At 63.7% G+C, this 25,727-nt stretch carries 29 protein-coding genes; 17 read left to right on the top strand and 12 right to left on the bottom strand.

Features of this window, described 5'->3' with window-relative positions:
• Window positions 1-103 precede the first annotated feature (103 nt).
• Entirely contained in the window at window positions 104-1,597 is a 1,494-nt protein-coding gene (locus P7A97_RS01025; protein WP_277688065.1) for an aldehyde dehydrogenase, read from the bottom strand.
• A gap of 215 nt (window positions 1,598-1,812) precedes the next feature.
• Between P7A97_RS01025 and P7A97_RS01020 the strand changes: the two genes are divergently transcribed.
• Window positions 1,813-2,178, top strand: coding sequence for a cupin domain-containing protein (locus P7A97_RS01020; protein WP_277688064.1), 366 nt, complete (start codon window positions 1,813-1,815; stop codon window positions 2,176-2,178).
• 128 nt (window positions 2,179-2,306) lie between these two features.
• Here P7A97_RS01020 and rpmG read toward each other — a convergent pair whose 3' ends face one another.
• Window positions 2,307-2,462, bottom strand: a complete 156-nt coding sequence (gene rpmG / locus P7A97_RS01015; RefSeq protein ID WP_021702025.1) for a 50S ribosomal protein L33 — start codon at window positions 2,460-2,462, stop codon at window positions 2,307-2,309.
• A 10-nt stretch (window positions 2,463-2,472) separates the two neighbouring features.
• Window positions 2,473-2,709, bottom strand: a complete 237-nt coding sequence (gene rpmB / locus P7A97_RS01010) for a 50S ribosomal protein L28 (RefSeq protein ID WP_039806568.1) — start codon at window positions 2,707-2,709, stop codon at window positions 2,473-2,475.
• A 321-nt stretch (window positions 2,710-3,030) separates the two neighbouring features.
• Between rpmB and P7A97_RS01005 the strand changes: the two genes are divergently transcribed.
• Entirely contained in the window at window positions 3,031-4,605 is a 1,575-nt protein-coding gene (locus P7A97_RS01005; protein WP_277688063.1) for an ABC transporter substrate-binding protein, read from the top strand.
• Here P7A97_RS01005 and radC read toward each other — a convergent pair.
• Complete coding sequence (gene radC, locus P7A97_RS01000; RefSeq protein WP_277688062.1) at window positions 4,602-5,276, bottom strand: DNA repair protein RadC; 675 nt, start codon at window positions 5,274-5,276, stop codon at window positions 4,602-4,604. The genes P7A97_RS01005 and radC overlap by 4 nt on opposite strands.
• A 137-nt stretch (window positions 5,277-5,413) precedes the next feature.
• On the opposite strand from radC, the gene coaBC reads away from it, so the two are divergent.
• The 4 genes from coaBC to argB all read left to right on the top strand — a co-directional run bounded on the left by coaBC (window position 5,414) and on the right by argB (window position 10,651).
• Entirely contained in the window at window positions 5,414-6,622 is a 1,209-nt protein-coding gene (coaBC, locus tag P7A97_RS00995; protein ID WP_277688061.1) for a bifunctional phosphopantothenoylcysteine decarboxylase/phosphopantothenate--cysteine ligase CoaBC, read from the top strand.
• Window positions 6,623-6,645: 23 nt separating this feature from the next.
• Window positions 6,646-7,101: a dUTP diphosphatase gene (dut, locus tag P7A97_RS00990; RefSeq protein WP_277688060.1), complete on the top strand. Its 456-nt coding sequence runs from the start codon at window positions 6,646-6,648 to the stop codon at window positions 7,099-7,101.
• Between the two features lie 1,214 nt (window positions 7,102-8,315).
• The gene (algC, locus tag P7A97_RS00985) at window positions 8,316-9,719 is read left to right on the top strand and encodes a phosphomannomutase/phosphoglucomutase (protein WP_277688364.1); all 1,404 of its coding nucleotides are present in this window, start codon (window positions 8,316-8,318) and stop codon (window positions 9,717-9,719) included.
• 23 nt (window positions 9,720-9,742) lie between these two features.
• Window positions 9,743-10,651, top strand: a complete 909-nt coding sequence (gene argB / locus P7A97_RS00980) for an acetylglutamate kinase (RefSeq protein WP_277688059.1) — start codon at window positions 9,743-9,745, stop codon at window positions 10,649-10,651.
• Between the two features lie 21 nt (window positions 10,652-10,672).
• Here argB and P7A97_RS00975 read toward each other — a convergent pair whose 3' ends face one another.
• On the bottom strand, window positions 10,673-11,260 hold the full coding sequence (locus tag P7A97_RS00975; protein ID WP_277688058.1) for a DUF4124 domain-containing protein: 588 nt from the start codon (window positions 11,258-11,260) through the stop codon (window positions 10,673-10,675).
• 23 nt (window positions 11,261-11,283) lie between these two features.
• Window positions 11,284-11,925, bottom strand: a complete 642-nt coding sequence (gene pyrE / locus P7A97_RS00970) for an orotate phosphoribosyltransferase (protein WP_277688057.1) — start codon at window positions 11,923-11,925, stop codon at window positions 11,284-11,286.
• 92 nt (window positions 11,926-12,017) lie between these two features.
• Between pyrE and P7A97_RS00965 the strand changes: the two genes are divergently transcribed.
• On the top strand, window positions 12,018-12,797 hold the full coding sequence (locus P7A97_RS00965) for an exodeoxyribonuclease III (RefSeq protein ID WP_277688056.1): 780 nt from the start codon (window positions 12,018-12,020) through the stop codon (window positions 12,795-12,797).
• 19 nt (window positions 12,798-12,816) lie between these two features.
• Here P7A97_RS00965 and P7A97_RS00960 read toward each other — a convergent pair whose 3' ends face one another.
• Genes P7A97_RS00960 through rph form a run of 3 tightly spaced genes read right to left on the bottom strand, consistent with a single transcriptional unit; the run spans window position 12,817 to window position 14,917 of the window.
• Window positions 12,817-13,752, bottom strand: coding sequence for a DUF808 domain-containing protein (locus tag P7A97_RS00960; RefSeq protein WP_277688054.1), 936 nt, complete (start codon window positions 13,750-13,752; stop codon window positions 12,817-12,819).
• A 55-nt stretch (window positions 13,753-13,807) separates the two neighbouring features.
• On the bottom strand, window positions 13,808-14,173 hold the full coding sequence (locus tag P7A97_RS00955) for a DUF4870 domain-containing protein (RefSeq protein ID WP_277688052.1): 366 nt from the start codon (window positions 14,171-14,173) through the stop codon (window positions 13,808-13,810).
• Window positions 14,174-14,197: 24 nt separating this feature from the next.
• Entirely contained in the window at window positions 14,198-14,917 is a 720-nt protein-coding gene (gene rph, locus P7A97_RS00950; RefSeq protein WP_277688051.1) for a ribonuclease PH, read from the bottom strand.
• Between the two features lie 149 nt (window positions 14,918-15,066).
• Between rph and P7A97_RS00945 the strand changes: the two genes are divergently transcribed.
• From P7A97_RS00945 to P7A97_RS00920, 6 genes are all read left to right on the top strand, one after another.
• Window positions 15,067-15,930 (top strand): YicC/YloC family endoribonuclease, encoded by an 864-nt coding sequence (locus P7A97_RS00945; RefSeq protein WP_277688049.1) that lies wholly within the window; start codon window positions 15,067-15,069, stop codon window positions 15,928-15,930.
• Between the two features lie 41 nt (window positions 15,931-15,971).
• Entirely contained in the window at window positions 15,972-16,592 is a 621-nt protein-coding gene (gmk, locus tag P7A97_RS00940) for a guanylate kinase (RefSeq protein WP_277688048.1), read from the top strand.
• A 105-nt stretch (window positions 16,593-16,697) separates the two neighbouring features.
• The gene (gene rpoZ, locus P7A97_RS00935) at window positions 16,698-16,961 is read left to right on the top strand and encodes a DNA-directed RNA polymerase subunit omega (protein WP_068825230.1); all 264 of its coding nucleotides are present in this window, start codon (window positions 16,698-16,700) and stop codon (window positions 16,959-16,961) included.
• Window positions 16,962-17,024: 63 nt separating this feature from the next.
• Complete coding sequence (gene spoT / locus P7A97_RS00930) at window positions 17,025-19,133, top strand: bifunctional GTP diphosphokinase/guanosine-3',5'-bis pyrophosphate 3'-pyrophosphohydrolase (RefSeq protein ID WP_277688047.1); 2,109 nt, start codon at window positions 17,025-17,027, stop codon at window positions 19,131-19,133.
• Window positions 19,134-19,180: 47 nt separating this feature from the next.
• Window positions 19,181-19,561 (top strand): RidA family protein, encoded by a 381-nt coding sequence (locus P7A97_RS00925; RefSeq protein ID WP_277688046.1) that lies wholly within the window; start codon window positions 19,181-19,183, stop codon window positions 19,559-19,561.
• Between the two features lie 3 nt (window positions 19,562-19,564).
• Window positions 19,565-20,299 (top strand): hypothetical protein, encoded by a 735-nt coding sequence (locus P7A97_RS00920; RefSeq protein ID WP_277688045.1) that lies wholly within the window; start codon window positions 19,565-19,567, stop codon window positions 20,297-20,299.
• Window positions 20,300-20,308: 9 nt separating this feature from the next.
• On the opposite strand, the gene P7A97_RS00915 is transcribed toward P7A97_RS00920, so the two are convergent.
• Window positions 20,309-20,884 (bottom strand): DUF6436 domain-containing protein, encoded by a 576-nt coding sequence (locus P7A97_RS00915; protein WP_277688044.1) that lies wholly within the window; start codon window positions 20,882-20,884, stop codon window positions 20,309-20,311.
• A 99-nt stretch (window positions 20,885-20,983) separates the two neighbouring features.
• Here P7A97_RS00915 and P7A97_RS00910 point away from each other — a divergent pair, with 99 nt between their 5' ends.
• Window positions 20,984-21,922 carry an alpha/beta hydrolase gene (locus tag P7A97_RS00910; protein ID WP_277688363.1) on the top strand — a complete coding sequence of 313 codons (939 nt, stop codon included), beginning with the start codon at window positions 20,984-20,986 and terminating at the stop codon, window positions 21,920-21,922.
• Here P7A97_RS00910 and P7A97_RS00905 read toward each other — a convergent pair whose 3' ends face one another.
• Window positions 21,923-22,690 carry a DUF2059 domain-containing protein gene (locus P7A97_RS00905; RefSeq protein WP_277688043.1) on the bottom strand — a complete coding sequence of 256 codons (768 nt, stop codon included), beginning with the start codon at window positions 22,688-22,690 and terminating at the stop codon, window positions 21,923-21,925.
• A gap of 63 nt (window positions 22,691-22,753) precedes the next feature.
• Here P7A97_RS00905 and P7A97_RS00900 point away from each other — a divergent pair, with 63 nt between their 5' ends.
• Genes P7A97_RS00900 through P7A97_RS00890 form a run of 3 tightly spaced genes read left to right on the top strand, consistent with a single transcriptional unit; the run spans window position 22,754 to window position 24,369 of the window.
• A complete protein-coding gene (locus tag P7A97_RS00900; protein WP_277688042.1) occupies window positions 22,754-23,365 on the top strand; it encodes a 2OG-Fe(II) oxygenase in 612 nt (203 codons plus the stop codon).
• Between the two features lie 2 nt (window positions 23,366-23,367).
• The gene (locus tag P7A97_RS00895; RefSeq protein WP_277688041.1) at window positions 23,368-23,865 is read left to right on the top strand and encodes a DUF523 domain-containing protein; all 498 of its coding nucleotides are present in this window, start codon (window positions 23,368-23,370) and stop codon (window positions 23,863-23,865) included.
• A gap of 60 nt (window positions 23,866-23,925) precedes the next feature.
• A complete protein-coding gene (locus P7A97_RS00890; RefSeq protein ID WP_277688040.1) occupies window positions 23,926-24,369 on the top strand; it encodes a DUF4399 domain-containing protein in 444 nt (147 codons plus the stop codon).
• Between the two features lie 72 nt (window positions 24,370-24,441).
• On the opposite strand, the gene serA is transcribed toward P7A97_RS00890, so the two are convergent.
• A complete protein-coding gene (serA, locus tag P7A97_RS00885) occupies window positions 24,442-25,671 on the bottom strand; it encodes a phosphoglycerate dehydrogenase (protein ID WP_277688039.1) in 1,230 nt (409 codons plus the stop codon).
• Window positions 25,672-25,727 lie beyond the last annotated feature (56 nt).

Raw genomic sequence — 25,727 nt, 5'->3', positions numbered from 1 at the left:
AACGGCCGGGCTTCCCCAAGGAAACCCGGCCGCAGGTGTGGCTCACAGGGAGCCGGCCCCGAAGGGCGGACCTTCAGGCGCCGCAGCGCCCGTCAATCGATGCTTACAGCTTGATCCAGGTGGACTTGATCTCGGTGTACTTGTCGAAGGCGTGCAGCGACTTGTCGCGGCCGTTGCCGGACTGCTTGAAGCCGCCGAACGGCGCGGTCATATCGCCCATGTCGTACTGGTTGATCCACACGCTGCCGGCACGCAGGGCCTTGCCAACCAGGTGCGCCTTGGACAGGTTGCTGGTCCACACGCCGGCGGCCAGACCGTAGATGGTGTCGTTGGCGATGGCCACGGCTTCTTCGGTGGTGTCAAAGCCGATGACCGACAGCACCGGGCCGAAGATCTCTTCGCTGGCGATGCGCATGGCGTTGGTCACGCCGTCGAAGATGGTCGGCTCGACGTAGGTCCCGCCGGTCTCTTCCAGCACGCGCTTGCCGCCAGCCACCAGCTTGGCGCCGTCTTCGTGACCGGCCTGGATGTAGGCCAGTACATTGTTCATCTGGGTGGTGTCGACCAGGGCACCGACGTTGGTCGCCGGGTCCAGCGGGTTGCCCGGCTTCCAGGCCTTGATCGCCTCGACCACCATCGGTACGAACTTGTCCTTGATGGAGTTTTCCACCAGCAGGCGCGAGCCGGCGGTGCACACTTCGCCCTGGTTGAAGGCGATGGCGCCAGCGGCGCCTTCGGCAGCGGCCTGCAGGTCCGGGGCGTCGGCGAAGACGATGTTCGGGCTCTTGCCGCCGGCTTCCAGCCACACGCGCTTCATGTTCGATTCGCCGGCGTAGACCATCAGCTGCTTGGCGATCTTGGTCGAACCGGTGAACACCAGGGTGTCGACGTCCATATGCAGAGCCAGGGCCTTGCCCACGGTATGGCCGAAGCCCGGCAGCACGTTGAACACGCCTGCCGGAATGCCAGCCTCGATGGCCAGCTGAGCAATACGGATACCGGTCAGCGGCGACTTCTCGGACGGTTTGAGGATGACCGAGTTGCCGGTGGACAGGGCCGGGCCCAGCTTCCAGCAGGTCATCAGCAGGGGGAAGTTCCACGGCACGATGGCGGCGACCACGCCAACCGGCTCGCGGGTCACCAGACCCAGTTCGTCGTGGGCAGTGGCGGCCACTTCGTCGTAGATCTTGTCGATCGCTTCACCGCTCCAGCGGATGGCACGCGAAGCTGCCGGCACGTCGACGCTCAGCGAGTCGCTGATCGGCTTGCCCATGTCCAGGGTTTCCAGCAGCGCCAGCTCTTCGGCATGCGCGTCGATCAGGTCAGCGAAACGGATCATGATCTCCTTGCGCTTGACCGGCGCCAGGCGCGACCACACGCCGGACTCGAAAGTAGCGCGGGCGTCCTTGACCGCCAGTTCGGCGTCAGCGCTGTCGCAGCTGGCGACCAGACCGAGCAGGCGGCCATCGACCGGGCTGATGCATTCGAAGGTGTCAGCGGCGACCGCCTCGGTGTATTCGCCATGGATGAAGGCACGGCCTTCAATCTGCAGGCTCTTGGCGCGCTGTTCCCAGTCGGCACGGGTCAGGGTGGTCATGCGGGAGATCCTCGGTGAAAGCGTGTGGCAAATAGACAACACGCACTGTCAATTATTCTGCCAGGCCGATAGCCGGCCTTCGTGCAGGCAACACTAAACCAGAGCAGGCTGAATTTTCAATATTTTTGACACAAGCGCCGAAGCGCGCCTTGAATGTTCGTTTTATCAAACATAGACTGCGGCACAAACCTGCCTCACAACAACAGGATATCGCCATGCACATCGACCAGATCGTCGACTTCGCCACCGCCGGCAGCGCGCCGGAGCACTATCGCCCCGCCGCCGAGAAAATCCTCAAGGGCGATCCCGAGCAGAGCGTACGCAACCACTATGGCAGCCCGTGCGGACAGTTCAACGTCGGCATCTGGGAAGGCGCTGTGGGCCAGTGGACCATCAACTACACAGAACACGAGTACTGCGAGATTCTCCAGGGCGTGTCGGTGATTCGCGATGCCGACGGCAATGCCAAGACCGTGCGCGCCGGCGACCGCTTCGTCATCCCTGCCGGCCTCACGGGCACCTGGGAAGTACTGGAGCCTTGCCGCAAGGTCTACGTGATCTTCGAAGCCAAGACCGAGTAACCCCGGAACGTCTTGATCCTGCGTCACCCTGTTGGCCCGCCTATTAGCGGGCCTTTTTTTGCCTTCTCTTTTCCGCAGGCAAGAAAAAACCCGCCGAAGCGGGTTCTCTCGCACAAGGGCTAGATCAATTACTTGATCTTGGCTTCCTTGTAAGTCACGTGCTTACGGACGACCGGATCGTATTTCTTGATCTCGATCTTGTCCGGGGTGGTGCGCTTGTTCTTGTCGGTGGTGTAGAAGTGGCCGGTACCGGCGCTGGACACCAAACGGATCAGTTCACGCATGATTGACTCCTTAAACCTTTTCGCCGCGAGCGCGCAGTTCGGACAGAACTACGTCGATGCCGCGCTTGTCGATGATACGCATGCCCTTGGCGGAAACGCGCAGACGCACGAAGCGCTTCTCGGACTCGACCCAGAAGCGATGGTGCTGCAGGTTCGGCAGGAAACGACGACGGGTTTTGTTGTTTGCGTGGGAAATGTTGTTCCCGGTTACCGGACCCTTACCGGTAACTTGACAGACTCTCGACATGCCTCAGCCCTCTAAACCACATGCCCAACCCGGCATGGGTTGGCCGCTTGAACTCAATAGTCATTTGGCGCTCAGCGCCGCGTTTCTTGGAGGTCTTACCAGCGTTTTGCGTTACCGCAGAGCCGGGCCCCTAGAAAAGAGCGCTGCTTTATACCAGAACACCTACCCCCTAGCAAGGACAGATAGAGAACCGAAAAGGCCTGCGCGCCAGGAGCAGCGTCGTTCCGGCCCGCGGAGAGAAAGACCGCTCGTCGCCGGATTTCATTGTCCGCGCCAGCATCGTGGTCTAGGGTAGGCCTCTCGATGATCGGAGGACTCGCGATGCGCCTAGCCACCCTACCCCTGCTGCTCGCCCCGCTACTGAGCCAGGCCGCCACCCTCAGCGTGTGCAGCGAAGCCAGTCCGGATGGTTTCGACGTGGTGCAGTACAACTCCCTGACCACCACCAACGCCTCGGCCGATGTACTGATGAACCGCCTGGTGGACTACGACGCCACAGCTGGCCAGCTGGCGCCCAGCCTGGCTGAACGCTGGGAAGCCTCCGCCGACGGCCTGAGCTGGACCTTCCAGCTGCGCCCCGGCGTCAAGTTCCAGCGCACTGAATGGTTCACCCCGAGCCGCGAGCTGAATGCCGACGACGTGCTGTTCAGCTTCCAGCGCATGCTCGATGCGAACCACCCCTGGCACAAGGTGGCAACCAGCGGCTACCCGCACGCCCAGTCGATGCAGTGGCCCAGCCTGATCGAGCGCATCGAGGCACCTACACCGATGAGCGTGCGCTTCGTCCTCAAGCACCCCGACGCCACCTTCCTCGCCACCCTGAGTATGGGGTTCGCCTCTATATATTCCGCCGAATACGCCGACCAGCTGCTGGCCGCCGGCACACCGGAAAAGCTCAACAGCCAGCCCGTGGGCACCGGCCCCTTCGTACTCAAGCGCTTCCAGAAGGATGCAGTCATTCGCTACACGGCCAACCCGGACTATTTCGCCGGCAAGCCCGGCGTCGACAACCTGGTGTTCGCCATCACCCCGGACGCCAACGTGCGTCTGCAAAAGATAAAGCGTGGCGAATGCCATATCGCGCTGTCGCCCAAGCCACTGGACGTGCAGGCGGCGCGCCAGGATGACGCCTTGCAGGTCAGAGAGACGCCGGCCTTCATGACCGCCTTCGTCGCCCTCAACAGCCAGCATCCGCCGCTGGATAAGCCGCAGGTGCGCCAGGCGATCAACCTGGCCTTCGACAAGGCCAGCTACCTGCAAGCCGTGTTCGAAGGCAGCGCCAGCGCCGCCAACGGCCCGTACCCACCTAACACCTGGAGCTATGCCAAGGAGCTACCCGGCTACGCCCACGACCCATCCAAGGCCAAAGCGCTGCTAGCCGAAGTCGGCCTCGCGAATGGTTTCAAGACCACCATCTGGACCCGCCCCTCGGGCAGCCTGCTCAACCCCAACCCAACCCTGGGCGCCCAACTGCTGCAGGCCGACTTGGCCAAAGTGGGCATTCAGGCCGAGATCCGCGTGATCGAATGGGGCGAACTGATCCGCCGCGCCAAAGCCGGCGAGCATGACCTGCTGTTCATGGGCTGGGCTGGCGACAATGGCGACCCGGACAATTTCCTCACCCCACAATTCGCCTGCGCCTCGCTGCAGTCCGGTCTGAACTTCGCCCGCTACTGCAACGACAAGCTGGACCAGTTGATCGCCGGGGGTAAACGCACCAGCGACCAGACCCAGCGCACGGCCCTGTATCAGCAGGCCCAGACCATCATCCAGCAGCAGGCATTATGGCTGCCACTGGCCCACCCCACCGCCTTTGTCCTGCTGCGCCAGGGCGTCGAGGGTTACCAGGCCAATCCGTTCGGCCGCCAGGACTTCTCGAAAGTCCGGCTGGACTAGCACCAGCCGTACTCGGCCATGGACAGCGGCTCACCGTCGCCGACGATGAAGTGATCGAGCACCCGCACCTCGATCAGGCCGAGCGCCTCCTTCAGGCGCTCGGTCAGCAAACGATCCGCCTGACTCGGCTCGGCGATCCCGGATGGATGGTTGTGCACCAGAATCGCCGCCGCCGCATTGTGAAAAAGTGCGCGCTTGACCACCTGGCGCGGATAGACGCTGGCACCGTCGATGGAGCCAAAGAACAGCGCTTCGAAGCAGATCACCCGGTGCTTGGCATCGAGAAACAGGCAACCAAACACCTCATGCGGCTCATGGCGAAGGCGCGCCTTGAGGTAGTCGCGCACCGCCTGAGGGCTCTCCAGGGCAGAGTCTCGACGCAGGCGCTCGGCCAGATGACGCCGCGCCATCTCGAGCACCGCCTGCAGCTGGGCAAATTTGGCCGGTCCCAGGCCAAGACGCTGGCTGAAGGAGTCCAGATCCGCTTCCATTAGTGCGCGCAGGCTGCCGAAATCGCTAAGCAGGTGGCGCGCCAGGTCTACCGCACTTTGCCCGGCAACGCCGGTACGCAGGAAAATCGCCAGCAACTCGGCGTCGCTCAGCGTCGCCGCCCCCTGCTCCAATAGCTTTTCCCGCGGACGTTCCGCCGCGGGCCAATCGCGTATGCTCATGACATCTCCCTGTCTGTCGGCCCGCTGTTCCGGCGCAGGCCCTGTGCTATCTTAGCCCGGCTTTTTTGCCGCGATGGCTGGCCTGGGGAGGTGTCGCATCGCGTTGCTATCCACACCACATTATTAAAGGCAGGCCTATGCAGCGGCTGTATCGGAAACGCATCGTCCTGGGCGTCGGCGGCGGCATCGCCGCTTACAAAAGCGCGGAACTGGTTCGCCGCCTGCGCGACCAAGGGGCCGATGTCCACGTGGTCATGACCCGCGGCGGCCGCGAATTCATCACACCGCTGACCCTCCAGGCCCTGTCCGGCCACCCCGTCCACCTCGACCTGCTCGATCCGGCTGCCGAAGCCGCGATGGGCCATATCGAGCTGGCCAAGTGGGCCGATCTGGTACTGATCGCCCCCGCCACCGCTGACATCATGGCGCGCCTGGCTCAGGGCGTGGCCGACGACCTGCTGAGCACCCTGGTACTGGCCACGGACGCCCAGGTCGCCCTGGCGCCAGCGATGAACCAGGCCATGTGGCGCGATGCGGCCACACAAGCCAACGCCGAGACCCTGGCCAAGCGCGGCTACCACCTGTTCGGCCCCGCTGCCGGCAGCCAGGCCTGCGGCGACGTTGGCCCGGGGCGCATGCTGGAGGCCGACGAACTGGCGCAGCGCGCCGCCGACTGCTTCCAGTGGCAAGCGCTGACCGGCAAGCATGTATTGATCACCGCCGGCCCGACCCAGGAAAACATCGACCCGGTGCGCTACATCACCAACCATAGCTCCGGCAAGATGGGCTTCGCCCTGGCCGAGGCCGCCGTTGAAGCGGGCGCCAAGGTGACCCTGGTCACCGGTCCGGTGCACCTGCCGACACCGGATCGGGTCAACCGTATCGATGTGGTCAGCGCCCGCGACATGCTCGCCGCCTGCGAAGCGGCCATGCCCTGCGACCTGCTGATCGCCTCCGCCGCTGTCGCTGACTACCGTCCGGAAGTGGTCGCCCCACAGAAGATGAAGAAAGACCCCACTACAGGTGACGGCCTGTTACTGCAGCTGGTGCGCAACCCGGACATCCTCGCCACCATTGCCGGGCGCGCAGATCGTCCGTTCAGCGTGGGCTTTGCCGCAGAAACCGAGCATCTGCTGGACTATGCTGCGCGCAAGCTGAAGGACAAGAACCTCGACCTGATCGTCGCCAACGACGTGGCCAACCCGACCATCGGCTTTAACAGCGAAGAGAACGCCATCACCGTGATCGACCGCGCGTTGCAAGCCAGCCCCTTCGCCCAGACCAGCAAGAGCAAGATCGCCCGCCAACTGGTGGCATTCATTGCCGAGCGCCTCGCGCGCACCTGATCCACTGACGCCAAAGGCCTTACATGCACGCACTGCAAGCCAAGATTCTCGACCCTCGCCTGGGCAGCGACTTCCCCCTGCCACAGTACGCCACCCCTGGCTCGGCCGGCCTCGACCTGCGCGCCATGCTCAAGGAAGACACCGTACTGGAACCAGGGCAGACCCTGCTGATTCCTACCGGCCTGTCCATCTTCATCGCCGACCCCGGCCTGGCCGCGCTGATCCTGCCGCGCTCGGGACTGGGCCACAAGCATGGCGTGGTACTCGGCAACCTGGTCGGCCTGATCGACTCCGACTACCAGGGCGAGCTGATGGTGTCGTGCTGGAACCGCGGCCAGACTGCCTTCAACATCGCGGTGGGAGAACGCATTGCCCAACTGGTGCTGGTACCGGTGGTGCAGGCACATTTTGAGCTGGTCGAAGAGTTCGACGCCAGCGAGCGCGGTGCCGGCGGATTTGGCCATTCCGGCAGCCACTGAGTCACGGAACGCATTGCCCAGGGAGACCACGCGTGAAACTGTCGAAGCGCAGCAAGGAAAAACAGCAGCCGATTTCCGCCCCGGTAGAGCAGCCAACCAGCAAAACCGGTAATGACCAGCAGGCGCTGTTGCCTGGCACCCTGGCGGCCCTTGGCGGGATAGTGCTTGCCGGGGTACTGCTAGCCATCACCCTCGGTGGCCATGAGCAGCAACAGCAGCAGGCACTGGTGCAGGCCTGGGGCAGCAGCCAGGCCAATGCCCTGCAGCAGGCCCAGCAGCAACTGCAGGCCGACACCCAGGCAGCCGCCAGCAATCCTGCGCTGCTGGCCGCCTTGCAAAGCGCTGATCGCGAGCAAATTGTCGCCGCCGAGCGCAGCCTGCAGCACTGGCAGGGTGTGGTCGACGCCCATTTGAATGGCCCGGGGCGCGCCGTGCTGGACGTCGGCCGCAGCGGGCCGATGAACTTCGCCGCCCTTGACATGCTCCGCCGCCTGGAAAACGGCCAGGCGCCAGCCATGGAGGCTTACAAAATCGGTGAGCGCTGGCTGGTCTACAGCGCCGCGCCCCTGCGCAGCCCGGGCAGCGATCGCGCCCAAGGCACCCTGCTGTTGGTGGTCGACCTGCAACGCCTGCTCAACACCCTGCCTCCACTGCCCGAACAGATCGGCCAAATACGCCTGAGCCAGCAGTTCGCCTCGGCGGCACCGCAAGTCCTGATGCAACAGGGCACTGCCAGTGATGCCACAGCGCAGCGCTTCGATACGGGCAATGCCAACTGGCAACTGGAGTTCACGCCCGGCCCGGAGCTGAGCAGCAGAGCACCCTCGCTCATGATCCTGGCGATCGCCGGCCTGCTGGCACTGGCCGGCGCCCTGCTTGGCCTGATGATGACCCGCAACCACTTGGTCGCCCGCCTGCGCGGCGACGTGCAGCAACTGGCCGGGCTGGTTCAGGAGCTTTCCGTTGGAAAGTCGGTCAAACCCTTCAGTCTGCACTTTGCCGCCCTCGACGGCCTGGCGCAGAACCTGGCGCGCCTGTCGCGCCCCAAACAAGAAGCCTCCAGGCAGGAGGCCGGCAGTCCCACCGCACCTGCCAAACCGGTAACAGCGCCCCAGCCAGCCCCTCTGGCGGACCCGCTGTTCCAGGCCACCGATATCCTCGATATCGACATACTCGACGAAGACCAGGATCTCCTGGGACTGGAGCAAACTTCCATGGATAGCCCCGTTCAGCAACAGACCCCACCGACACTCCCCGCCACCATCTTCCGCGCCTACGACATCCGCGGCGTGGTCGGCGACACCCTGACCACCGAAGCTGCCTACTGGATCGGCCGCGCCATCGGCTCCGAAAGCCTGGCCAAGGGCGAGCCCAATGTGGCCGTTGGCCGCGACGGCCGGCTGTCCGGCCCGGAGCTGGTCCAACAACTGATCCAGGGCCTGCTCGACTGCGGCTGCCAGGTCACCGACATCGGCATGGTGCCGACCCCGGTGCTGTACTTCGCCACCCATGTACTGGAAGGCAAGTCCGGGGTCATGCTCACCGGCAGCCACAACCCGCCGGACTACAACGGCTTCAAGATCGTCATCGCCGGCGACACCCAGGCCAACGAGCAGATCCAGGCCCTCAAGGCGCGCATCGACAACAACGACCTGGCCAGCGGCGTCGGCAACGTGCAGCAACTCGACGTGCTCGACCGCTACTTCAAGCAGATCCGCGATGACATCGCAATTGCAAAGCCGCTGAAGGTTGTCGTCGACTGCGGCAACGGTGTGGCTGGAGTCATCGCACCCAAGCTGATCGAGGCCCTGGGCTGCAGCGTGATCCCGCTGTACTGCGAGGTGGATGGCAACTTCCCCAATCACCATCCGGACCCGGGCAAGCCGGAAAACCTCAAGGACCTGATTGCCCGCGTGCAGAGCGAAGGTGCCGACCTCGGCCTGGCCTTCGATGGCGACGGTGACCGCGTTGGCGTAGTGACCAACAAGGGCAACATGGTCTTCCCGGATCGCCTGATGATGCTGTTCGCCAAGGATGTGGTATCGCGCAATCCTGGCGCCGACATCATCTACGACGTTAAATGCACCCGCCGCCTGGGCGCACTGATCAGCGGCTATGGCGGCCGCCCGGTAATGTGGAAAACCGGCCACTCGCTGATCAAGAAGAAAATGAAGGAAAACGGCGCCCTGCTGGCCGGCGAAATGAGCGGCCACATCTTCTTCAAGGAGCGCTGGTTCGGTTTCGATGACGGCATCTACAGCGCCGCGCGCCTGCTGGAAATTCTCAGCCAGGATCGCCGTGACGCCGAGCATGTGTTCTCCGCCTTCCCGGTGGATATCTCCACACCGGAGATCAACATCACCGTCACCGACGAAAACAAGTTCCGCTTGGTCGAGCGCCTGCAGCGAGACGGTGTCTGGGGCGAAGCCAACCTGACCACCCTGGACGGCGTACGCGTCGACTATCCGAAGGGCTGGGGCCTGGTACGCGCCTCCAACACCACGCCGGTGCTGGTGCTGCGCTTCGAGGCGGAAACCGAGGATGAGCTCAAGCGCATCCAGGAAGTGTTCCGCGCCCAGCTCTATAGCATCGCCCCCGACCTCAACCTGCCGTTCTGATCTGCCCCGGAGCCCGTTTTGCCATGACCCTCAATCGTGATGCCGCCACCAACATCGCCAAAGTGCTGTCCGAAGCGCTGCCCTACATCCGTCGTTTCGTCGGCAAGACCCTGGTGATCAAGTACGGCGGCAACGCCATGGAGAGCGACGAGCTCAAGGAAGGCTTTGCCCGCGACATCGTGCTGATGAAGGCAGTCGGCATCAATCCGGTAGTGGTGCATGGTGGTGGCCCGCAGATCGGCGACCTGCTCAAGCGCCTGTCGATCGAGAGCCACTTCATCGACGGCATGCGCGTCACCGACGCGCAAACCATGGACGTGGTGGAGATGGTGCTCGGCGGCCAGGTCAACAAGGACATCGTCAACCTGATCAACCGCCACGGTGGCAGCGCCATCGGCCTGACCGGCAAGGATGCCGAGCTGATCCGCGCCCGCAAGCTGACCGTCACCCGCCAGACGCCGGAGATGACCCAGCCGGAAATCATCGATATCGGCCATGTCGGCGAAGTCGCCAGCGTCAACACTGACCTGCTCAACATGCTGGTCAAGGGCGACTTCATCCCGGTAATCGCCCCGATTGGCGTAGGTGCGCAAGGCGAGTCGTACAACATCAACGCCGACCTGGTAGCCGGCAAGGTGGCCGAAGCACTGAAAGCGGAGAAGCTGATGCTGCTGACCAACATCGCCGGCCTGATGGACAAGCAGGGTGAAGTCCTGACCGGCCTGACCACCGAGCAGGTCGACGAGCTGATCGCCGACGGCACCATCTACGGCGGCATGCTGCCGAAGATCCGCTGCGCTCTGGAAGCCGTGCAAGGCGGCGTCACCAGCGCACACATCATCGATGGCCGGGTGCCCAATGCAGTGCTACTGGAAATCTTCACCGACAGCGGCGTCGGCACCCTGATCAGCAATCGCAAACGCCACCACTGAGAACGAGAGCGGGGTCGCTGCTCAGCGTCCCCGCAGCTCGATCAGGCGTAAACGATCGGCCTCGAAAGATCGCTCGGCATCCTTGCGGGCCTGCTGATAGCGCTCGATATCCCTCTCCAGCCCCACCTGCTCGGCCTTGATATTGTCAATCTGCACAATCAAGTGCTCCGGAACCTGGCGACCCGCTCGCTCATGCTCGGCGGCCTGGGCCTGCAAGTTGGCCTGCTGCGTGCGCAGCGAACTCAGGTTGCTCCGCGCCACGCCGATCACACCATCCAGCTCGGCCAGCTTGCGGTCACGCGCGCGCTCCACATCGGCAGACTCCGAGTAAATGCGCAGCAACTGCGCATCCGAAGCCGCCTTGGCCTTCTCCTTGGCCATGCGCTCACGCTCTGCCTTGCTGGGCGCCGGGGCAACTTCACGCACCACGCGCCCCTGGTCATCCACCACCTGGTAACCCTTCTCGATGAACTCGGGCGGAACCCCCTGGCGATCCAGCACGGGAACGCCCTTGTCATTCAGGTAGCGATAGTATTCTGCCGCCGTCACAGGCATCACACAGCAGAGGCTCGTGAGCAGCGCCAGGCCAAGGGTGAGGGGTTTGAGCATGAACACATCCTGTTGTTATTCGACTAGATACCGTACTGCGCGCGGTAGGCCTCCACCGCCGGTAGATGCTTCTTCAGTTCACTATCGCCTGCCAGATAGTCCAACACCTGCTCCAGCGAAACAATACTGACTACCGGCATGCCGTAGTCGCGCTCGACTTCCTGGATCGCCGACAGTTCGCCCTGGCCGCGCTCCTGGCGATTGAGCGCGATCAACACGCCCGCCGCTTGCGCACCCTGAGCCTGGATGATCTGCATCACCTCGCGAATCGCAGTGCCGGCGGTGATCACATCGTCGACTATCATCACCCGCCCGGCCAGCGGCGCACCGACCAGAGTGCCGCCCTCGCCATGATCCTTGGCTTCCTTGCGATTGAAGCACCAGGGCAGGTCGCGCTGATGATGTTCAGCCAAGGCCACCGCGGTCGTGGCCGCCAGCGGAATACCTTTGTAGGCCGGGCCAAACAGCACGTCGAAATCGATACCGGCATCAATCAGGGCAGAGGCATAGAAACGCCCCAGCTTGGCCAGCGCCAGGCCACTGTCGAACAGGCCGGCATTGAAGAAATAAGGGCTGGTACGCCCGGACTTGAGAGTGAACTCGCCAAAGCGCAGCACGCCGCGCTCGATGGCAAAACGAATGAACTCGCGTTGATACGCCTGCATGAAAAGCCCCGTACGGCACGGATTTAGCTATGAATTTAGCTAATAGGAATGAGCTCGGGTATCATACACGCACGTGTTTTTGGGGGCCATTTATGCGGATCATCAGTGTGAACGTGAATGGTATTCAGGCCGCAGTCGAGCGAGGCTTACTCAGCTGGCTGCAGGCGCAGAATGCCGACGTGATCTGCCTGCAAGATACAAGAGTCTCCTCCTTCGAACTGGACGATCCAGCCTATCAGCTGGACGGCTACTTTCTCTATGCGGCCGATGCCGAAGTGCCCACCCAAGGTGGTGTGGCGCTCTATTCGCGTCTGCAGCCCAAGGCGGTGATCCATGGCCTTGGCTTCGAGATGGCCGACCGTTACGGGCGTTATCTGCAGGCCGACTTCGACAAGGTAAGTATCGCCACGCTACTGCTGCCCTCGGGCCAGAGCGGCGACGAGAGCCTGAACCACAAGTTCAAGTTCATCGACGACTTCACCGGTTATCTGGACAAGCAGCGCCGCAAGCGCCGCGAGTACATCTACTGCGGCTCACTCTACGTGGCGCACCAGAAGCTGGATGTGAAGAACTGGCGCGATTGCCAGCAACTACCAGGCTTCCTGGCACCTGAGCGTGCCTGGCTGGATGAAGTCATCGGTAACATGGGCTATGTCGACGCCCTGCGCGAAGTCAGCCGCGAAGGCGACCAGTACAGCTGGTGGCCGGACAGCGAGCAGGCGGAGATGCTCAACCTCGGCTGGCGCTTCGACTACCAGTTGCTGACACCTGGCATGCGCCGAGTGGTGCGCAACGCCAAGCTGCCGCGCCAGCCGCGCTTCTCGCAGCACGCGCCGCTGATCGTCGACTACGACTGGCTGCTCAGCATCTGAGCAGCCCCGCCGCAGGGCCTCAGGCGCGAAGTGCGCCCCAGGCCTTGCCGGCGACAGTCACCAGCAGCACCACCAACGCCCCGACCAGCACGCCGAACAAGGCATTGATCAGCGTAGGCGCCAGCACTGCCAGCGCGCCGCCAACCGCAGGCACGGCCGCGGTCGCTTCGGTCCAGTGATGAATCAGCTCGTGGGCGCCCGGAATGCCATGGGTAAGGATGCCGCCGCCGACCATGAACATGGCCGCCGTGCCCACCACCGACAGTAACTTCATCAGCCATGGCGCCAGCCACAGGATGCCGCGCCCCAGCCGCTGCACAGCCGCACCAGCACGCTGACTCAGGTACAGGCCGAAGTCATCCAGCTTGACGATACCGGCAACCAGACCATAAACGCCGACGGTCATCAGCAGGGCGATGCCCGACAGCACGATGACCTGTTGCACAAACGCCTGCTCGGCCACCACTCCCAGGGTGATGGCGATGATCTCGGCAGAGAGAATGAAGTCGGTGCGCACCGCCCCCTTGATCTTGTCCCTCTCGAATGCCTGCACATCCACTGCCGGGTCGGCCAGCGCCTGTACATGCTCGGCATGCTTCTGACGCACCTCTTCCTTGCCATGAAGGAACTTGTGCGCCAGTTTCTCGAAACCCTCGAAGCAGAGGAAAGCACCGCCCAGCATCAGCAACGGCGTGACCAGCCAAGGCGCAAATGCACTGATGAGCAATGCCGCCGGCACCAGAATGGCCTTGTTTAGAAACGACCCCTTGGCCACGGCCCAGACCACCGGCAACTCACGCTCAGCCTTGACCCCGGTGACCTGCTGGGCATTCAGCGCCAAGTCGTCGCCCAGCACTCCGGCCGTTTTCTTCGCCGCCACCTTGGTCATCACCGAAACGTCGTCCAGCACGCTGGCGATGTCATCGAGCAGAGTTAACAGACTGGCTCCAGCCACTTCAGGCTTCCTTGTATGAGTGGTTATGAAAAGGCCCCGCATGCGGGGCCTGACATTATTTGATCAACCGCCAGCACAGCGGGTAGCGGTAGGTTTTGCCCTCGTTGGCCTTGATCCCGCCAATAACGGTCAGTATCAGCGCAGCCAGGCCGAGCAACGGCAGCAGGAGGAAACCGATCACCACCACGGCCAGCAGCATGCACACCAGCACAGCGATGGACACGGTGATGTGGAAATTCAGCGCCTCCTTGCCCTGATCATCGACGAACGGGTCAAGGTCGCGCTTGACCTGCCAGACCACCAGCGGCCCCAGCAAGTTGCCGAAGGGGATCAGTAACCCGGCAAAGGCCGCGAAGTGGCAGAACATTGCCCACTGACGGGCGTCCTGGCTCGGGGTGGGGCTGAGGTTCTGCTCGTCCATGGGGCTCTCCGCGAAAAGTGAAATTCAGTCGGCCAGGCTGGCGCGCTGCAGCTCGAACAGCTCGCGCATGCCCTGCTGGGCCAGCGCCAGCATGGCATTCAGCTCTTCTGGCTGGAAGGGCGCCCCCTCAGCGGTGCCCTGCACCTCGATGAAGCCACCACTGTCAGTCATGACCACGTTGAGGTCGGTCTCGGCAGCAGAGTCCTCGAGATAGTCCAGATCGAGCACCGGCTCGCCCTGATAGATGCCGACAGAGACCGCCGCAACCATCTGCTTGAGCGGCTCGCCCTTGAGCGCACCGCGCTTCTTCAGCACTTTCAGCGCATCGACCACGGCCACCATGGCGCCGGTAATAGAGGCAGTACGGGTGCCACCATCGGCCTGGATCACGTCGCAGTCGACATAGATGGTGTTTTCGCCCAGCTTGCTCATATCCAGCGCAGCGCGCAGCGAGCGACCGATCAGGCGCTGGATTTCCAGGGTGCGCCCGCCCTGCTTGCCCTTGCTTGCCTCGCGCTGGTTACGCTCACCAGTGGCGCGCGGCAGCATGCCGTACTCGGCGGTCAACCAGCCCTGGCCCTGGCCCTTGAGAAAGCGCGGCACACCGGACTCAACACTGGCGGTACAGATCACCTTGGTGTCGCCAAATTCGACCAACACCGAACCTTCGGCGTGCTTGGTGTAGTTGCGGGTGATGCGCACGGAACGCAACTGGGTGGAAGCACGGCCGCTGGGACGTTTCATCTGCTGATACCTGTAGAAAAGCGAAAAACCCGGGCATCGCCGATGCCCGAACGTGCCGGCATTATAGCGCCGCGCCGCTGCAGATTGGGCCGACGGTCGCACTGCGCTACAATCTCGCGCCTCATTCGTCAGTCCACGAGGTTCTCCCCATGGTGCACAGCATGACCGCCTTCGCCCGCGTCGAGGGCGCCGGAGCCAACGGCACCCTGAGCTGGGAACTGCGCTCGGTCAACCATCGCTACCTGGAACCGCATTTGCGTCTGCCCGAAGCTTTCCGCGACCTCGAAGGTGCGGTACGCGAAGCCCTGCGCCAAGGCCTGTCCCGCGGCAAGGTGGAATGCACCCTGCGCTTCAACGAGGAAAATGGCGACAAGAGCCTGCAGGTCGACAGCGCGCGCGCCAGCCAACTGATCAGCGCCGCCGAGCAGGTCGCCGCCCTGATCAAGCACCCCGCCCCGCTCAACCCCCTGGAAGTGCTGGCCTGGCCCGGCGTGCTGGTCGCCGACGCGACCGACCCGCAGGCCCTAAACAATTCCGCACTGAAGCTGTTCGAGCAGGCCCTGAGCGAGCTGAAGAACGGTCGCGGCCGGGAAGGTGCAGAACTGGCCAAGCTGCTGGGCGAGCGCCTGGACAGCATTCAGGAAGAGGTCGCCGCCCTGCGCGTGCTGGTACCCGAGATGCTGGCCAACCAGCGCCAGAAGATCCTCGACCGCTGCGCAGAAATGCAGGCTGAACTGGACCCGCATCGCCTGGAGCAGGAGCTGGTCATGCTGGCGCAGAAGAGCGATGTCGCCGAAGAACTGGATCGCCTGAACACCCACGTCAGTGAAGTGCGCCGCGTGCTCAAGACCGGAGGTGCTGCGGGCCGGCGCCTGGATTTCCTCATGCAGGAACTCAATCGCGAGGCCAACACCCTGGGCTCCAAGGCCTTCGACCCACGCAGCACCCAAGCCGCGGTCAACCTCAAAGTCCTGATCGAGCAGATGCGCGAACAGGTACAGAACATCGAATAAGTCGCCTAGGCTTCGAATAATCGTCTTTTCAGGATGCACTCATGACCGCCACCACCGGCACCCTCTACATCGTTTCCGCCCCGTCCGGCGCCGGCAAGACCAGCCTGGTCAAGGCCCTGATCGACAGCGAACCGCGCATTCGCGTCTCCGTCTCGCACACCACCCGCGCCATGCGCCCGGGCGAGGAGAACGGAGTGAACTATCACTTCGTCAGCCACGAGATTTTCTCCGCCATGATCGAGCGCGGCGAGTTTCTCGAGCACGCCCAGGTGTTCGACAACTTCTACGGCACCTCGCAGAAGTGGGTCGAGCAAACTCTGGCCGAGGGCTTCGACCTGATTCTGGAGATCGACTGGCAAGGCGCCCAGCAGGTACGCAAGCTGATGCCGCTCGCCAAGTCGATCTTCATCCTGCCGCCGACCCAGGAGGCCCTGCGTCACCGCCTGACCAACCGTGGCCAGGACAGCGCGGAGATCATCGAGCGACGCATGCGTGAGGCCGTCAGCGAGATGAGCCACTATGTCGAGTACGACTACCTGGTGATCAACGACGACTTCGCCCATGCCCTGAGCGATCTGAAAGCCATCTTCCGCGCCAACCAACTGCAGGCCCGCGTACAGACGCAACGCCACAGCGGTCTGCTTGGCGAGCTGCTGGTCTGACCGGCCAGCGAAAGGCCTTCCCTTAATGCTGGTGATTTTTTAGACTATTCAGTCCGCTCGCCCATCCGGGCCCAGCTTTATCTGCTATTTGCCACGAGGAACACCATGGCCCGCGTTACCGTTGAAGACTGCCTGGACAACGTCGATAACCGCTTCGAGCTGGTCATGCTGGCCACCAAGCGCTCCCGTCAACTGGCCACCGGCGGCAAAGAGCCCAAGGTCGCCTGGGAAAACGACAAGCCGACCGTGGTTGCCCTGCGCGAAATCGCCGCCGGCCTGGTCGACTCCGAATTCGTCGCCCAGGAAGATCTGGTCGAGGAAGAGCCGCTGTTCGTTTCCTTCGAGGAAGAGGCCAACGAGCCTCTGTAAGCCCATGCCTGGTCGACGTTTGGCGGCACCGGGTCCACATCCAGCACGGCAGGAGGTGCAATCTTGCCGAGCATAGACGGACTCGCCGACAGACTCTCGACCTACCTGGCCGCGGATCAGGTCAACCTGGTTCGCCGCGCCTACTTCTATGCCGAGCAGGCCCATGACGGGCAACGTCGCCGCAGCGGCGAAGCCTACGTCACCCACCCGCTCGCCGTCGCCAGCATCCTTGCCGACATGCACATGGACCATCAGAGCCTGATGGCCGCCATGCTGCATGACGTGATCGAGGACACCGGCATTGCCAAGGAAGCGCTCACCGCGCAGTTCGGCGAAACCGTCTCGGAACTGGTCGACGGGGTCAGCAAGCTGACCCAGATGAACTTCGAGACCAAGGCCGAAGCCCAGGCCGAGAACTTCCAGAAGATGGCCATGGCCATGGCCCGCGATATCCGCGTGATCCTGGTCAAGCTGGCCGACCGCCTGCACAACATGCGTACCCTGGAAGTATTGTCCGGCGAGAAACGCCGGCGCATTGCCAAGGAAACCCTGGAAATCTACGCACCCATCGCCAACCGCCTGGGCATGCACAGCATGCGCGTGGAGTTCGAAGACCTCGGCTTCAAGGCCATGCACCCGATGCGCTCCGAGCGCATCCGCGCCGCCGTACGCCGCGCCCGTGGCAACCGCAAGGAAATCGTCGCCAAGATCGAGGAGTCGATCCACGCCTGCCTGCAGCGCGAAGGCTTGCAGGGCGAAGTGACCGGGCGCGAGAAGCACCTGTACAGCATCTACCAGAAGATGCGCGGCAAGCGTCGGGCGTTCAACGAGATCATGGACGTCTACGCCTTCCGCATCGTGGTCGACAAGGTCGACACCTGCTACCGCGTGCTCGGCGCCGTGCACAACCTGTACAAGCCGCTGCCCGGTCGCTTCAAGGACTACATCGCGATCCCTAAGGCCAACGGCTACCAGTCGCTGCACACCACGTTGTTCGGCATGCACGGCGTACCCATCGAGATCCAGATCCGCACCCGCGAGATGGAAGAGATGGCCAATAACGGTATCGCCGCGCACTGGCTGTACAAATCCGATGCCGACGAAGCGCCCAAGGGCAACCATGCCCGCGCCCGCCAGTGGGTCAAGGGGGTGCTGGAAATGCAGCAGCGCGCCGGCAACTCGCTGGAGTTCATCGAGAGCGTGAAGATCGACCTGTTCCCCGACGAGGTCTACGTCTTCACCCCGAAAGGCAAGATCATGGAGCTGCCCAAAGGCTCCACCGCGGTCGACTTCGCCTACGCCGTGCATACCGACGTCGGCAACAGCTGTATCGCCTGCCGCATCAACCGCCGCCTGGCGCCGCTGTCGCAGGCCCTGGAAAGCGGCTCGACGGTGGAAATCGTCACCGCGCCCGGCGCTCGGTCCAACCCGGCCTGGCTTAATTTCGTGGTCACCGGCAAGGCGCGCACGCACATTCGCCACGCCCTAAAGCTGCAGCGCCGGTCCGAATCGATCAGCCTGGGCGAACGCCTGCTGAACAAGACCCTGACCAGCTTCGACAGCCACCTGGAAAAGATCAGCGCCGAGCGCATCCAGGCCGTGCTGGCCGAATACCGCGTGGACGTGATCGAGGATCTGCTGGAAGACATCGGCCTGGGCAATCGCATGGCCTACGTGGTCGCCCGTCGCCTGCTGGCCGAGAGCAATGATGCCGCGCCCAGCCCGGACGGCCCGCTGGCCATCCGCGGCACCGAGGGCCTGGTGCTGAACTACGCCAAGTGCTGCACACCGATCCCCGGCGACCCCATCGTCGGCCACATCTCGGCCGGCAAGGGCATGGTGGTGCACCTGGAAAGCTGCAAGAACATCGCCGACATCCGCAACAACCCGGAGAAGTGCATCCAGCTCAACTGGGCCAAGGATGTCACCGGCGAGTTCAATGTCGAACTGCGCGTCGAGCTGGAGCACCAGCGCGGCCTGATCGCCGTACTGGCCAGCACGGTGGCCGCCGCCGACGGCAATATCGAGAAGATCGGCATGGATGAGCGCGACGGCCGCATCAGCGTGGTTCAGCTGATCATCAGCGTGCATGACCGCGTGCACCTGGCCCGTGTCATCAAGAAGCTGCGCTCGCTGGCCGGCGTCATCCGCATCACCCGCATGCGCGCCTGAAGCTCGCATCAGCCACAGAACAACAACCCATCGGAATCGGAGTTCCCATGAGCAAGACCGTCATCACTTCGCCCAACGCCCCAGCCGCCATCGGCACCTACTCCCAGGCCATCAAGGCCGGCAACACCGTGTACCTGTCCGGCCAGATCCCGCTGGATCCGAAGACCATGGAACTGGTGCAGGGTTTTGAGGAGCAGACCGTGCAGGTGTTCGAGAACCTCAAAGCCGTGATCGAAGCGGCCGGCGGCTCGTTCAAGGACGTGGTCAAGCTGAATATCTTCCTCACCGACCTGTCCCACTTCGCCAAGGTCAACGAGATCATGGGCCGCTACTTCGAGCAGCCCTATCCGGCCCGTGCCGCCATCGGCGTTGCTGCCCTGCCGCGCGGCTCACTGGTGGAAATGGACGGCATCCTGGTCATCGACTGATCCATGCGCCGTCTTGCCGCCCTGCTCCTGTGTACCGGCCTGCTGACCGGCTGCGCCGGCTCGGGCGGCAACCCCGACGGCACCTGGATCAACCAGCCGATCATCGACGCCGCCCGCCAGGGCGGACCGCTGCGCGAAGCCCTGCTGGCCTATGGCCCGGTACTGGAATGGCGGCTCGACAGCCAACGCAACCTGGCCACCTACAGCAACGGTTTCGAGGCGCCACAAGGGCGCCTGAGCGCCGACGAAGCCGGCCAGCTGACAGTGGACTATCAGGGTGGCGTTCAGGAGCACCTGCAGCTACAGGGCGAGCAACTGATCCAGCAGGCCAGCGAGCAGGGCCCGCAGCAGCAGTTCAGCCGTGCAACCCGCGAGCTTGCCCTCGGTGCGCCGATTGGCAGTCACTTCGAGTGGGCACTGTACGAAGCCTACCTCGGTGGTAAATGGCTGATCCGTGAAGGCAAGGGGCAAGGCGGACTGGTGCTGTTCCACCCGGATGGCAGCCTGGAAGGCCTGCCCGGCGCCGACCGTTATGCCCTGTGCCTGGCCGGTGACTGCGCCTCGATGGCCGGGGAAAACGACAGCCTGTGGCTACAGCTCGGCGAACAGGGCGCACCCTGGATCTTCCAACGCGAGGGCGACCAGTTGCGCATCCTCGAAGCCTTCAACAGCGCCGCACCGGATCAAATCCCGGAATACCGCCCCGGTCGCCAGGCCTGGCTGTTGCAGCGCGACTAAACCGCTGACTCAGCGCTCTTCCGGCGCCCAGTCACAGAAACAGCCCACGGCCAGATTGCTGTCCGCACGCACCGGGCGCCCGGCGGCTAGCGCTTCGAGAATCGGCTCGATGAAACTGTTGCTCGACGTGCACAGCGCACCTTCGCTGTAAGGCCCGAAATAGGCCAGGCGGCCCTGCTGATCCCAGATCGCCACTGCGGGGCTGGCTGGCAGCCGTTCGCTCCCGGGAATACGCTCCAACATCTGCAGCGCCTGCAGGCTCTGCGGCAGCTGGCCCTGAGTGCCCGCCTTGCGCACCGCATAGAACTGCACACCTTGCGGCAGATAGGTCTGCACCAACTCGCCAAGGTGCTGCTGGTTGCCGACGTTGCACGGGCAAGCCGGATCCCAGAAGTGCACCAGGCGGATCGGCCCAGACCCGGCCAGCTCGGCAGGCAGTTGCAACTGACGGCCATCGAACAACTCGGTGCGCGATTCGAAAGGACGGATATAGCGCGCCTGGAACCACCAGAACGCGACCAGCATGGCGCCCAACCAGAAGAGGGCAAGCAGGCTGGCTAACAGAGTCTTGCGCGAGGACGACATGACGACGACACAGCGGAATGGGGCGTATAGCTTGCCACGCCGTGCCCGACAGCTGAATATCGGCGTTCATTCAGCGCAACCGAAAGACCCATGACCGCCATGCCCCAGCCCTTCCAGGCCGAGCGTCTTCGCAGCAGCCTGCGACCCTTGGCCGCAACCGCCAACCTGAGTGCCGAAGGCCTGGCTTACCAGCGCTACTATGGCCTGGATCTGCCACACCACCCGCAGGTACGCAGCCGCCTGGGACGCTTCAGCAGCGGCGGTCTGGAGTTGGCCAGCCAGCTATGGCTGCCGCCCGAACCACAGGCCACACTGATTTTGCTGCATGGCTATTACGACCACATGGGCCTGTACCGCCATGTGATCGACTGGGCGCTGGGCCTGAACCTCGCCGTACTGGCCTTCGATCTGCCCGGCCATGGCCTCTCCGCCGGCCCCAGGGCCAGCATCGATGACTTCGCCGCCTACCAGCAGGCCCTGCAGGATCTGTTCGCCGAGGCCGCGGATCTCGATCTGCCGCAACCCTGGCATCTGTGTGGGCAGAGCACCGGCGGCGGCATCCTCCTCGACTTCCTGCTCAACGGCGAGCCACGCCCCGAGCCAGGCGCCATCGTGTTGCTCGCGCCACTCGTGCGACCGCGAGCCTGGGGCCTGTCCAAGCTCAGCTACCACCTGCTGAGCCCCTTCAAGTCCGCCATTCCTCGGCGCTTTTCGGCCAACTCCACCGACCCGGCCTTCCTCGACTTCCTGCAACACCACGACCCCCTGCAGCCACGCACCCTGCCGACCGCCTGGGTCGGTGCCATGGCGCGCTGGATTCCGCGCATCGAGCGAGCCCAGCGCAGTCCGCTGCAGCCGTTGGTGGTCCAGGGCGAGGAGGATATGACGGTGGACTGGCGCTACAACCTGGCCGTACTAGAGCAGAAGTTCGACCAGCCAAACATCCTGCGCATCCCCGGCGCCCGCCATCACCTGGCCAACGAGCATGAAGAGATCCGCAGGCGCTACTTCACTTTTCTCAGCGAGCATCTGCGCTGATTAGATGCCCTGCTGCGCTGGCGCCAGTTCGCTCGCCCCCTGCCCCGCTGCCAGCGCGGCACGCAGAGCAGCCAGGGCAGCCTGGTAATAAGCTTGACCGCCCGGTGACTGGGCGAAGGTGACCAGCTCCTCCAGCTCCGGATCGGACAGCTCGCGATAGACATACAGCAGGGTGTCGTCGATCTGCCCCTCGATTTCACCGAGCAGGCGTTGGCGCTGGCTCTGCACCAGCATCTGGGTCTGCGCCTCGCCGAACAGGCCTGGCACCATCGAACTCAGGCTGTCCGCTGCCACACCGGCCAGCGCCAGGCTGACCTCCGCCCCCGCCTCGCTGGCCGGCAGCGCCTGAGCCAGATGGCGAATCAGCAGGCGACGGGTGGCATCGGCCTGGCTGGCCGGCAACCCCTGGGCATGGGCGGCCAATTGGTCGCGACGGGTGGCCAGCGTCTCGGCCGCCACCACCTTGCGCCCCACAGGCGACTCGAAGAACTGCAGCGCCGAGCGTGGTTCGGCCAGCTGCATGCGCAGCGCCGCCAGGGCCCGCTGCTCCATGGCCTGGGGTTCGAAGCGACGATTACTGTTATCCACCAGCGCCTGGAACACCGCCGGCGGCAGGCTGCCCTGGTAGCGCTGCTGCGCCACCTGCAGGGCATCACTGAAATGCGCGCGCTGCTCCGGCCAGCCGGCAGCCTGATACAGGCGGGCGTGGTCGTCGGCAAGGGCGGGAAGGCTGCACAGCAGCATAAGCAGGGTGAGAACGGCGCGCATGAAGGACTCCTGTCTGGCGCGGCTATTGTAGGGCGCCGCCGCCGGCACTGATAGAATCCCGCCATGCATAACCACCTCCTCCAGCGGCATCTGCCGCAGATCATTGATGACCTCGCCAATCAGGGCTGGTCGCGGCTGGAAGACTTCCTGCCGCAGACTCTGACCCACGAACTGGCCGAGGAGTGCCGCAAGCGTGCCGAGAAAGGCGCACTGAGCCCAGCCGGCGTCGGCCGCGGACAAGGCCTGGCCGTGCGCGAAGGGGTGCGCGGCGACAGCATTCAGTGGCTGGAGCCCGGCCAAAGCACGGCATGCGATCAGTACCTTGCCGCCATGGACGAGCTGCGCCAGGCCCTCAACCAGGCCTTCTACCTGGGCCTGGATGACTACGAAAGCCACTTTGCCCTGTACCCGCCCGGCAGCTTCTATCAGAAGCACCTGGACCGCTTTCGCGACGACGACCGCCGTACCGTCTCGGCGGTGTTCTACCTCAACGCGAACTGGCAGACCGACGAGGGAGGCGCCCTGCGCATCTACCCCGCGGACCTCGAGCCGCTCGATCTCCCCCCCCAGGGCGGCAACCTGGTGCTGTTCATGTCCGCCGAACTGCCGCACGAAGTACTGCCAGCCAGTCGCGAACGCCTGTCGCTGACCGGCTGGTTCAGACGCAGGGCCTGAACATGGAAAAACTCCTGGTCAGCCGCTGCCTGCTGGGCCATAAGGTGCGCTATGACGGCGGCGCCCACGGCCCCTATGACTTGCTGCAACACTGGCAAGACGAAGGCCGCATCGTGCCATTGTGCCCGGAAGTCGCGGGCGGCTTGCCCACGCCGCGCCCGCCGGCCGAGATCCCCGGTGGCCAGGGTACGCAGGTGCTGGACGGCGCCCGCCCGGTCCTCACCCGCGACGGCGCAAACGTCACTGCTGCCTTCGTCGCTGGCGCCGAGATCGCCCTGCAACTGGTCCAGCAACATGGTCTGCGGGTCGCCGTGCTCAAGGCGCGCAGTCCATCCTGCGGCAATACGCACAACTATGATGGCAGCTTCAGCGGCACGCTGATCGAGGGCGAAGGCGTTACGGCGGCCCTGCTGCGCCGGGCAGGTATCAAGGTATTCAACGAAACCCAACTGGCCGAAGCGGCTGCCGAGCTACAACGCCTGGAACAACGCGACGACTGACCGGGCAACCTGTTCCGGATGGCCTATGTTCAGTGCTGGAACACGCAAAAGGAGTCCAGCATGGTCAACTGCCTGCACAGTCTGGGTCTAGCTGCCTTGTTGTGTGCCGGCACACTGCTGGCTCACGCCGAATCCGCCGCACCGCAATTGCCCGCCCCCGAGGGGGCTGAGGTCTATTTCATTGAGCCCGCAGACGGAGCGACTGTCAGCCAGACCTTCACCGTCAAGTTCGGCCTCAAGGGCATGGGCGTGGCACCAGCTGGAATAGAGGCGCCCCCGGACACGGGCCACCATCACCTGCTGGTGGACGTCGACAATATGCCCCTGCTGGACATGCCGCTGCCGGCCAGCGAGCAGATCCGTCATTTCGGCAAGGGCCAGACCGAGACCGAACTCACCCTGCCGCCCGGCCCCCACACCCTACAGTTGCTGATCGGCGACAAGCACCATGTGCCGATGGAACCGCCCGTAATCTCGGAGAAGATCAGCATCACGGTGCAGTGACCACTGCGTCGACCCATCAGCGACAGGCACAAAAAAGGAGGCATCAGCCTCCCTTTTTCAACACCACCGAGCTTAGAACAGTACGCGGCTACGGATGGTGCCGTTGACGTGCTGCAGCTTCTCCAGCGCCAGATCGGAGTACTCGGCATCGACGTCGATCACCACGTAGCCGACCTTGTCGTTGGTCTGCAGGAACTGGCCGGAGATGTTGATGCCGTTGTCGGCGAACACCTTGTTGATCTCGCTCATCACGCCCGGAATGTTCTGGTGGATGTGCAGCAGACGGTGCTTGCCCGCATGGGCCGGCAGGGCCACTTCCGGGAAGTTCACCGAGGACACCGAGGTGCCGTTGTCGCTGTATTTGACCAGCTTCTCGGCCACTTCCAGGCCGATATTGGCCTGCGCTTCGGCGGTGGAGCCACCGATGTGCGGGGTCAGGATCACGCGATCCAGGCCGCGCAGCGGGCTCTCGAACTCTTCGTCATTGGACTTCGGCTCGACCGGGAACACGTCGATCGCCGCGCCGATCAGGTGCTCGTCCTTGATCGCCTCGGCCAGGGCTTCCAGCACCACCACGGTGCCACGGGCGGCGTTGATCAGGATGCCGCCCTTCTTCATGGCACGGATTTCCTTCTCGCCAATCATCCACTTGGTGCTTTCCAGCTCCGGCACGTGGAGGGAGATGATGTCGACCATGCCCAGCAGTTCGTGCAGGCTGGCGATCTGGGTAGCATTGCCCAGCGGCAGCTTGGTCAGCGGATCGTAGAAGAACACCTGCATGCCCATGGCCTCGGCCATGACCGAGAGCTGGGTGCCGATGGAGCCGTAGCCGACGATACCCAGCTTCTTGCCGCGAATCTCAAAGGAGTTGGCCGCCGACTTGATCCAGCCGCCGCGATGGCAGGAGGCGTTCTTCTCCGGAATGCCGCGCAGCAGCAGGATGGCCTGGGCCAGCACCAGTTCGGCCACCGAACGGGTGTTGGAATAGGGGGCGTTGAATACGGCGATACCACGCTCGCGCGCCGCATTCAGATCGACCTGATTGGTGCCGATGCAGAAGCAACCGACGGCGACCAGCTTCTTGGCGCAATCGAACACTTCCTCGGTCAGCTGGGTGCGCGAGCGAATGCCGATGAAATGCACGTCGGCGATCTTTTCCTTCAGCTCCTCGTCGGACAGGGCGCCCTTGAGGTACTCGATGTTGGTGTAGCCAGCGGCCTTCAGCACGTCGACGGCGTTCTGGTGCACGCCTTCCAGCAGAAGGAACTTGATCTTGCTCTTGTCGAGAGAGGTCTTGCTCATCGGAGTACCTGTGGTCCCACAAAAAGTGTCAGGAAAGTGGCCTTGGCCAGCCCGTA

Source organism: Pseudomonas sp. GOM6, from assembly GCF_029537485.1.
Classification (GTDB): Bacteria; Pseudomonadota; Gammaproteobacteria; order Pseudomonadales; family Pseudomonadaceae; genus Aquipseudomonas.
This window is presented reverse-complemented; position numbering and strand designations above follow the sequence as displayed.

Bases quoted from the DNA above. Each gene is read 5' to 3' on its own strand.
- P7A97_RS00920 (WP_277688045.1), top strand. From the start codon at position 19,565: ATGCGCCGTCTTGCCGCCCTGCTCCTGTGTACCGGCCTGCTGACCGGC.
- P7A97_RS00955 (WP_277688052.1), bottom strand. From the start codon at position 14,173: ATGGACGAGCAGAACCTCAGCCCCACCCCGAGCCAGGACGCCCGTCAG.
- algC (WP_277688364.1), top strand. From the start codon at position 8,316: ATGGATAGCCCCGTTCAGCAACAGACCCCACCGACACTCCCCGCCACC.
- radC (WP_277688062.1), bottom strand. From the start codon at position 5,276: ATGAGCATACGCGATTGGCCCGCGGCGGAACGTCCGCGGGAAAAGCTA.
- P7A97_RS01025 (WP_277688065.1), bottom strand. From the start codon at position 1,597: ATGACCACCCTGACCCGTGCCGACTGGGAACAGCGCGCCAAGAGCCTG.
- rpmB (WP_039806568.1), bottom strand. From the start codon at position 2,709: ATGTCGAGAGTCTGTCAAGTTACCGGTAAGGGTCCGGTAACCGGGAAC.
- P7A97_RS00975 (WP_277688058.1), bottom strand. From the start codon at position 11,260: ATGCTCAAACCCCTCACCCTTGGCCTGGCGCTGCTCACGAGCCTCTGC.
- rpmG (WP_021702025.1), bottom strand. From the start codon at position 2,462: ATGCGTGAACTGATCCGTTTGGTGTCCAGCGCCGGTACCGGCCACTTC.
- argB (WP_277688059.1), top strand. From the start codon at position 9,743: ATGACCCTCAATCGTGATGCCGCCACCAACATCGCCAAAGTGCTGTCC.
- P7A97_RS00965 (WP_277688056.1), top strand. From the start codon at position 12,018: ATGCGGATCATCAGTGTGAACGTGAATGGTATTCAGGCCGCAGTCGAG.
- P7A97_RS00905 (WP_277688043.1), bottom strand. From the start codon at position 22,690: ATGCGCGCCGTTCTCACCCTGCTTATGCTGCTGTGCAGCCTTCCCGCC.
- P7A97_RS00895 (WP_277688041.1), top strand. From the start codon at position 23,368: ATGGAAAAACTCCTGGTCAGCCGCTGCCTGCTGGGCCATAAGGTGCGC.
- rpoZ (WP_068825230.1), top strand. From the start codon at position 16,698: ATGGCCCGCGTTACCGTTGAAGACTGCCTGGACAACGTCGATAACCGC.
- pyrE (WP_277688057.1), bottom strand. From the start codon at position 11,925: ATGCAGGCGTATCAACGCGAGTTCATTCGTTTTGCCATCGAGCGCGGC.
- serA (WP_277688039.1), bottom strand. From the start codon at position 25,671: ATGAGCAAGACCTCTCTCGACAAGAGCAAGATCAAGTTCCTTCTGCTG.
- P7A97_RS01005 (WP_277688063.1), top strand. From the start codon at position 3,031: ATGCGCCTAGCCACCCTACCCCTGCTGCTCGCCCCGCTACTGAGCCAG.
- P7A97_RS00910 (WP_277688363.1), top strand. From the start codon at position 20,984: ATGCCCCAGCCCTTCCAGGCCGAGCGTCTTCGCAGCAGCCTGCGACCC.
- dut (WP_277688060.1), top strand. From the start codon at position 6,646: ATGCACGCACTGCAAGCCAAGATTCTCGACCCTCGCCTGGGCAGCGAC.
- gmk (WP_277688048.1), top strand. From the start codon at position 15,972: ATGACCGCCACCACCGGCACCCTCTACATCGTTTCCGCCCCGTCCGGC.
- P7A97_RS00945 (WP_277688049.1), top strand. From the start codon at position 15,067: ATGGTGCACAGCATGACCGCCTTCGCCCGCGTCGAGGGCGCCGGAGCC.
- P7A97_RS00890 (WP_277688040.1), top strand. From the start codon at position 23,926: ATGGTCAACTGCCTGCACAGTCTGGGTCTAGCTGCCTTGTTGTGTGCC.
- P7A97_RS00915 (WP_277688044.1), bottom strand. From the start codon at position 20,884: ATGTCGTCCTCGCGCAAGACTCTGTTAGCCAGCCTGCTTGCCCTCTTC.
- P7A97_RS00900 (WP_277688042.1), top strand. From the start codon at position 22,754: ATGCATAACCACCTCCTCCAGCGGCATCTGCCGCAGATCATTGATGAC.
- P7A97_RS00925 (WP_277688046.1), top strand. From the start codon at position 19,181: ATGAGCAAGACCGTCATCACTTCGCCCAACGCCCCAGCCGCCATCGGC.
- rph (WP_277688051.1), bottom strand. From the start codon at position 14,917: ATGAAACGTCCCAGCGGCCGTGCTTCCACCCAGTTGCGTTCCGTGCGC.
- coaBC (WP_277688061.1), top strand. From the start codon at position 5,414: ATGCAGCGGCTGTATCGGAAACGCATCGTCCTGGGCGTCGGCGGCGGC.
- P7A97_RS01020 (WP_277688064.1), top strand. From the start codon at position 1,813: ATGCACATCGACCAGATCGTCGACTTCGCCACCGCCGGCAGCGCGCCG.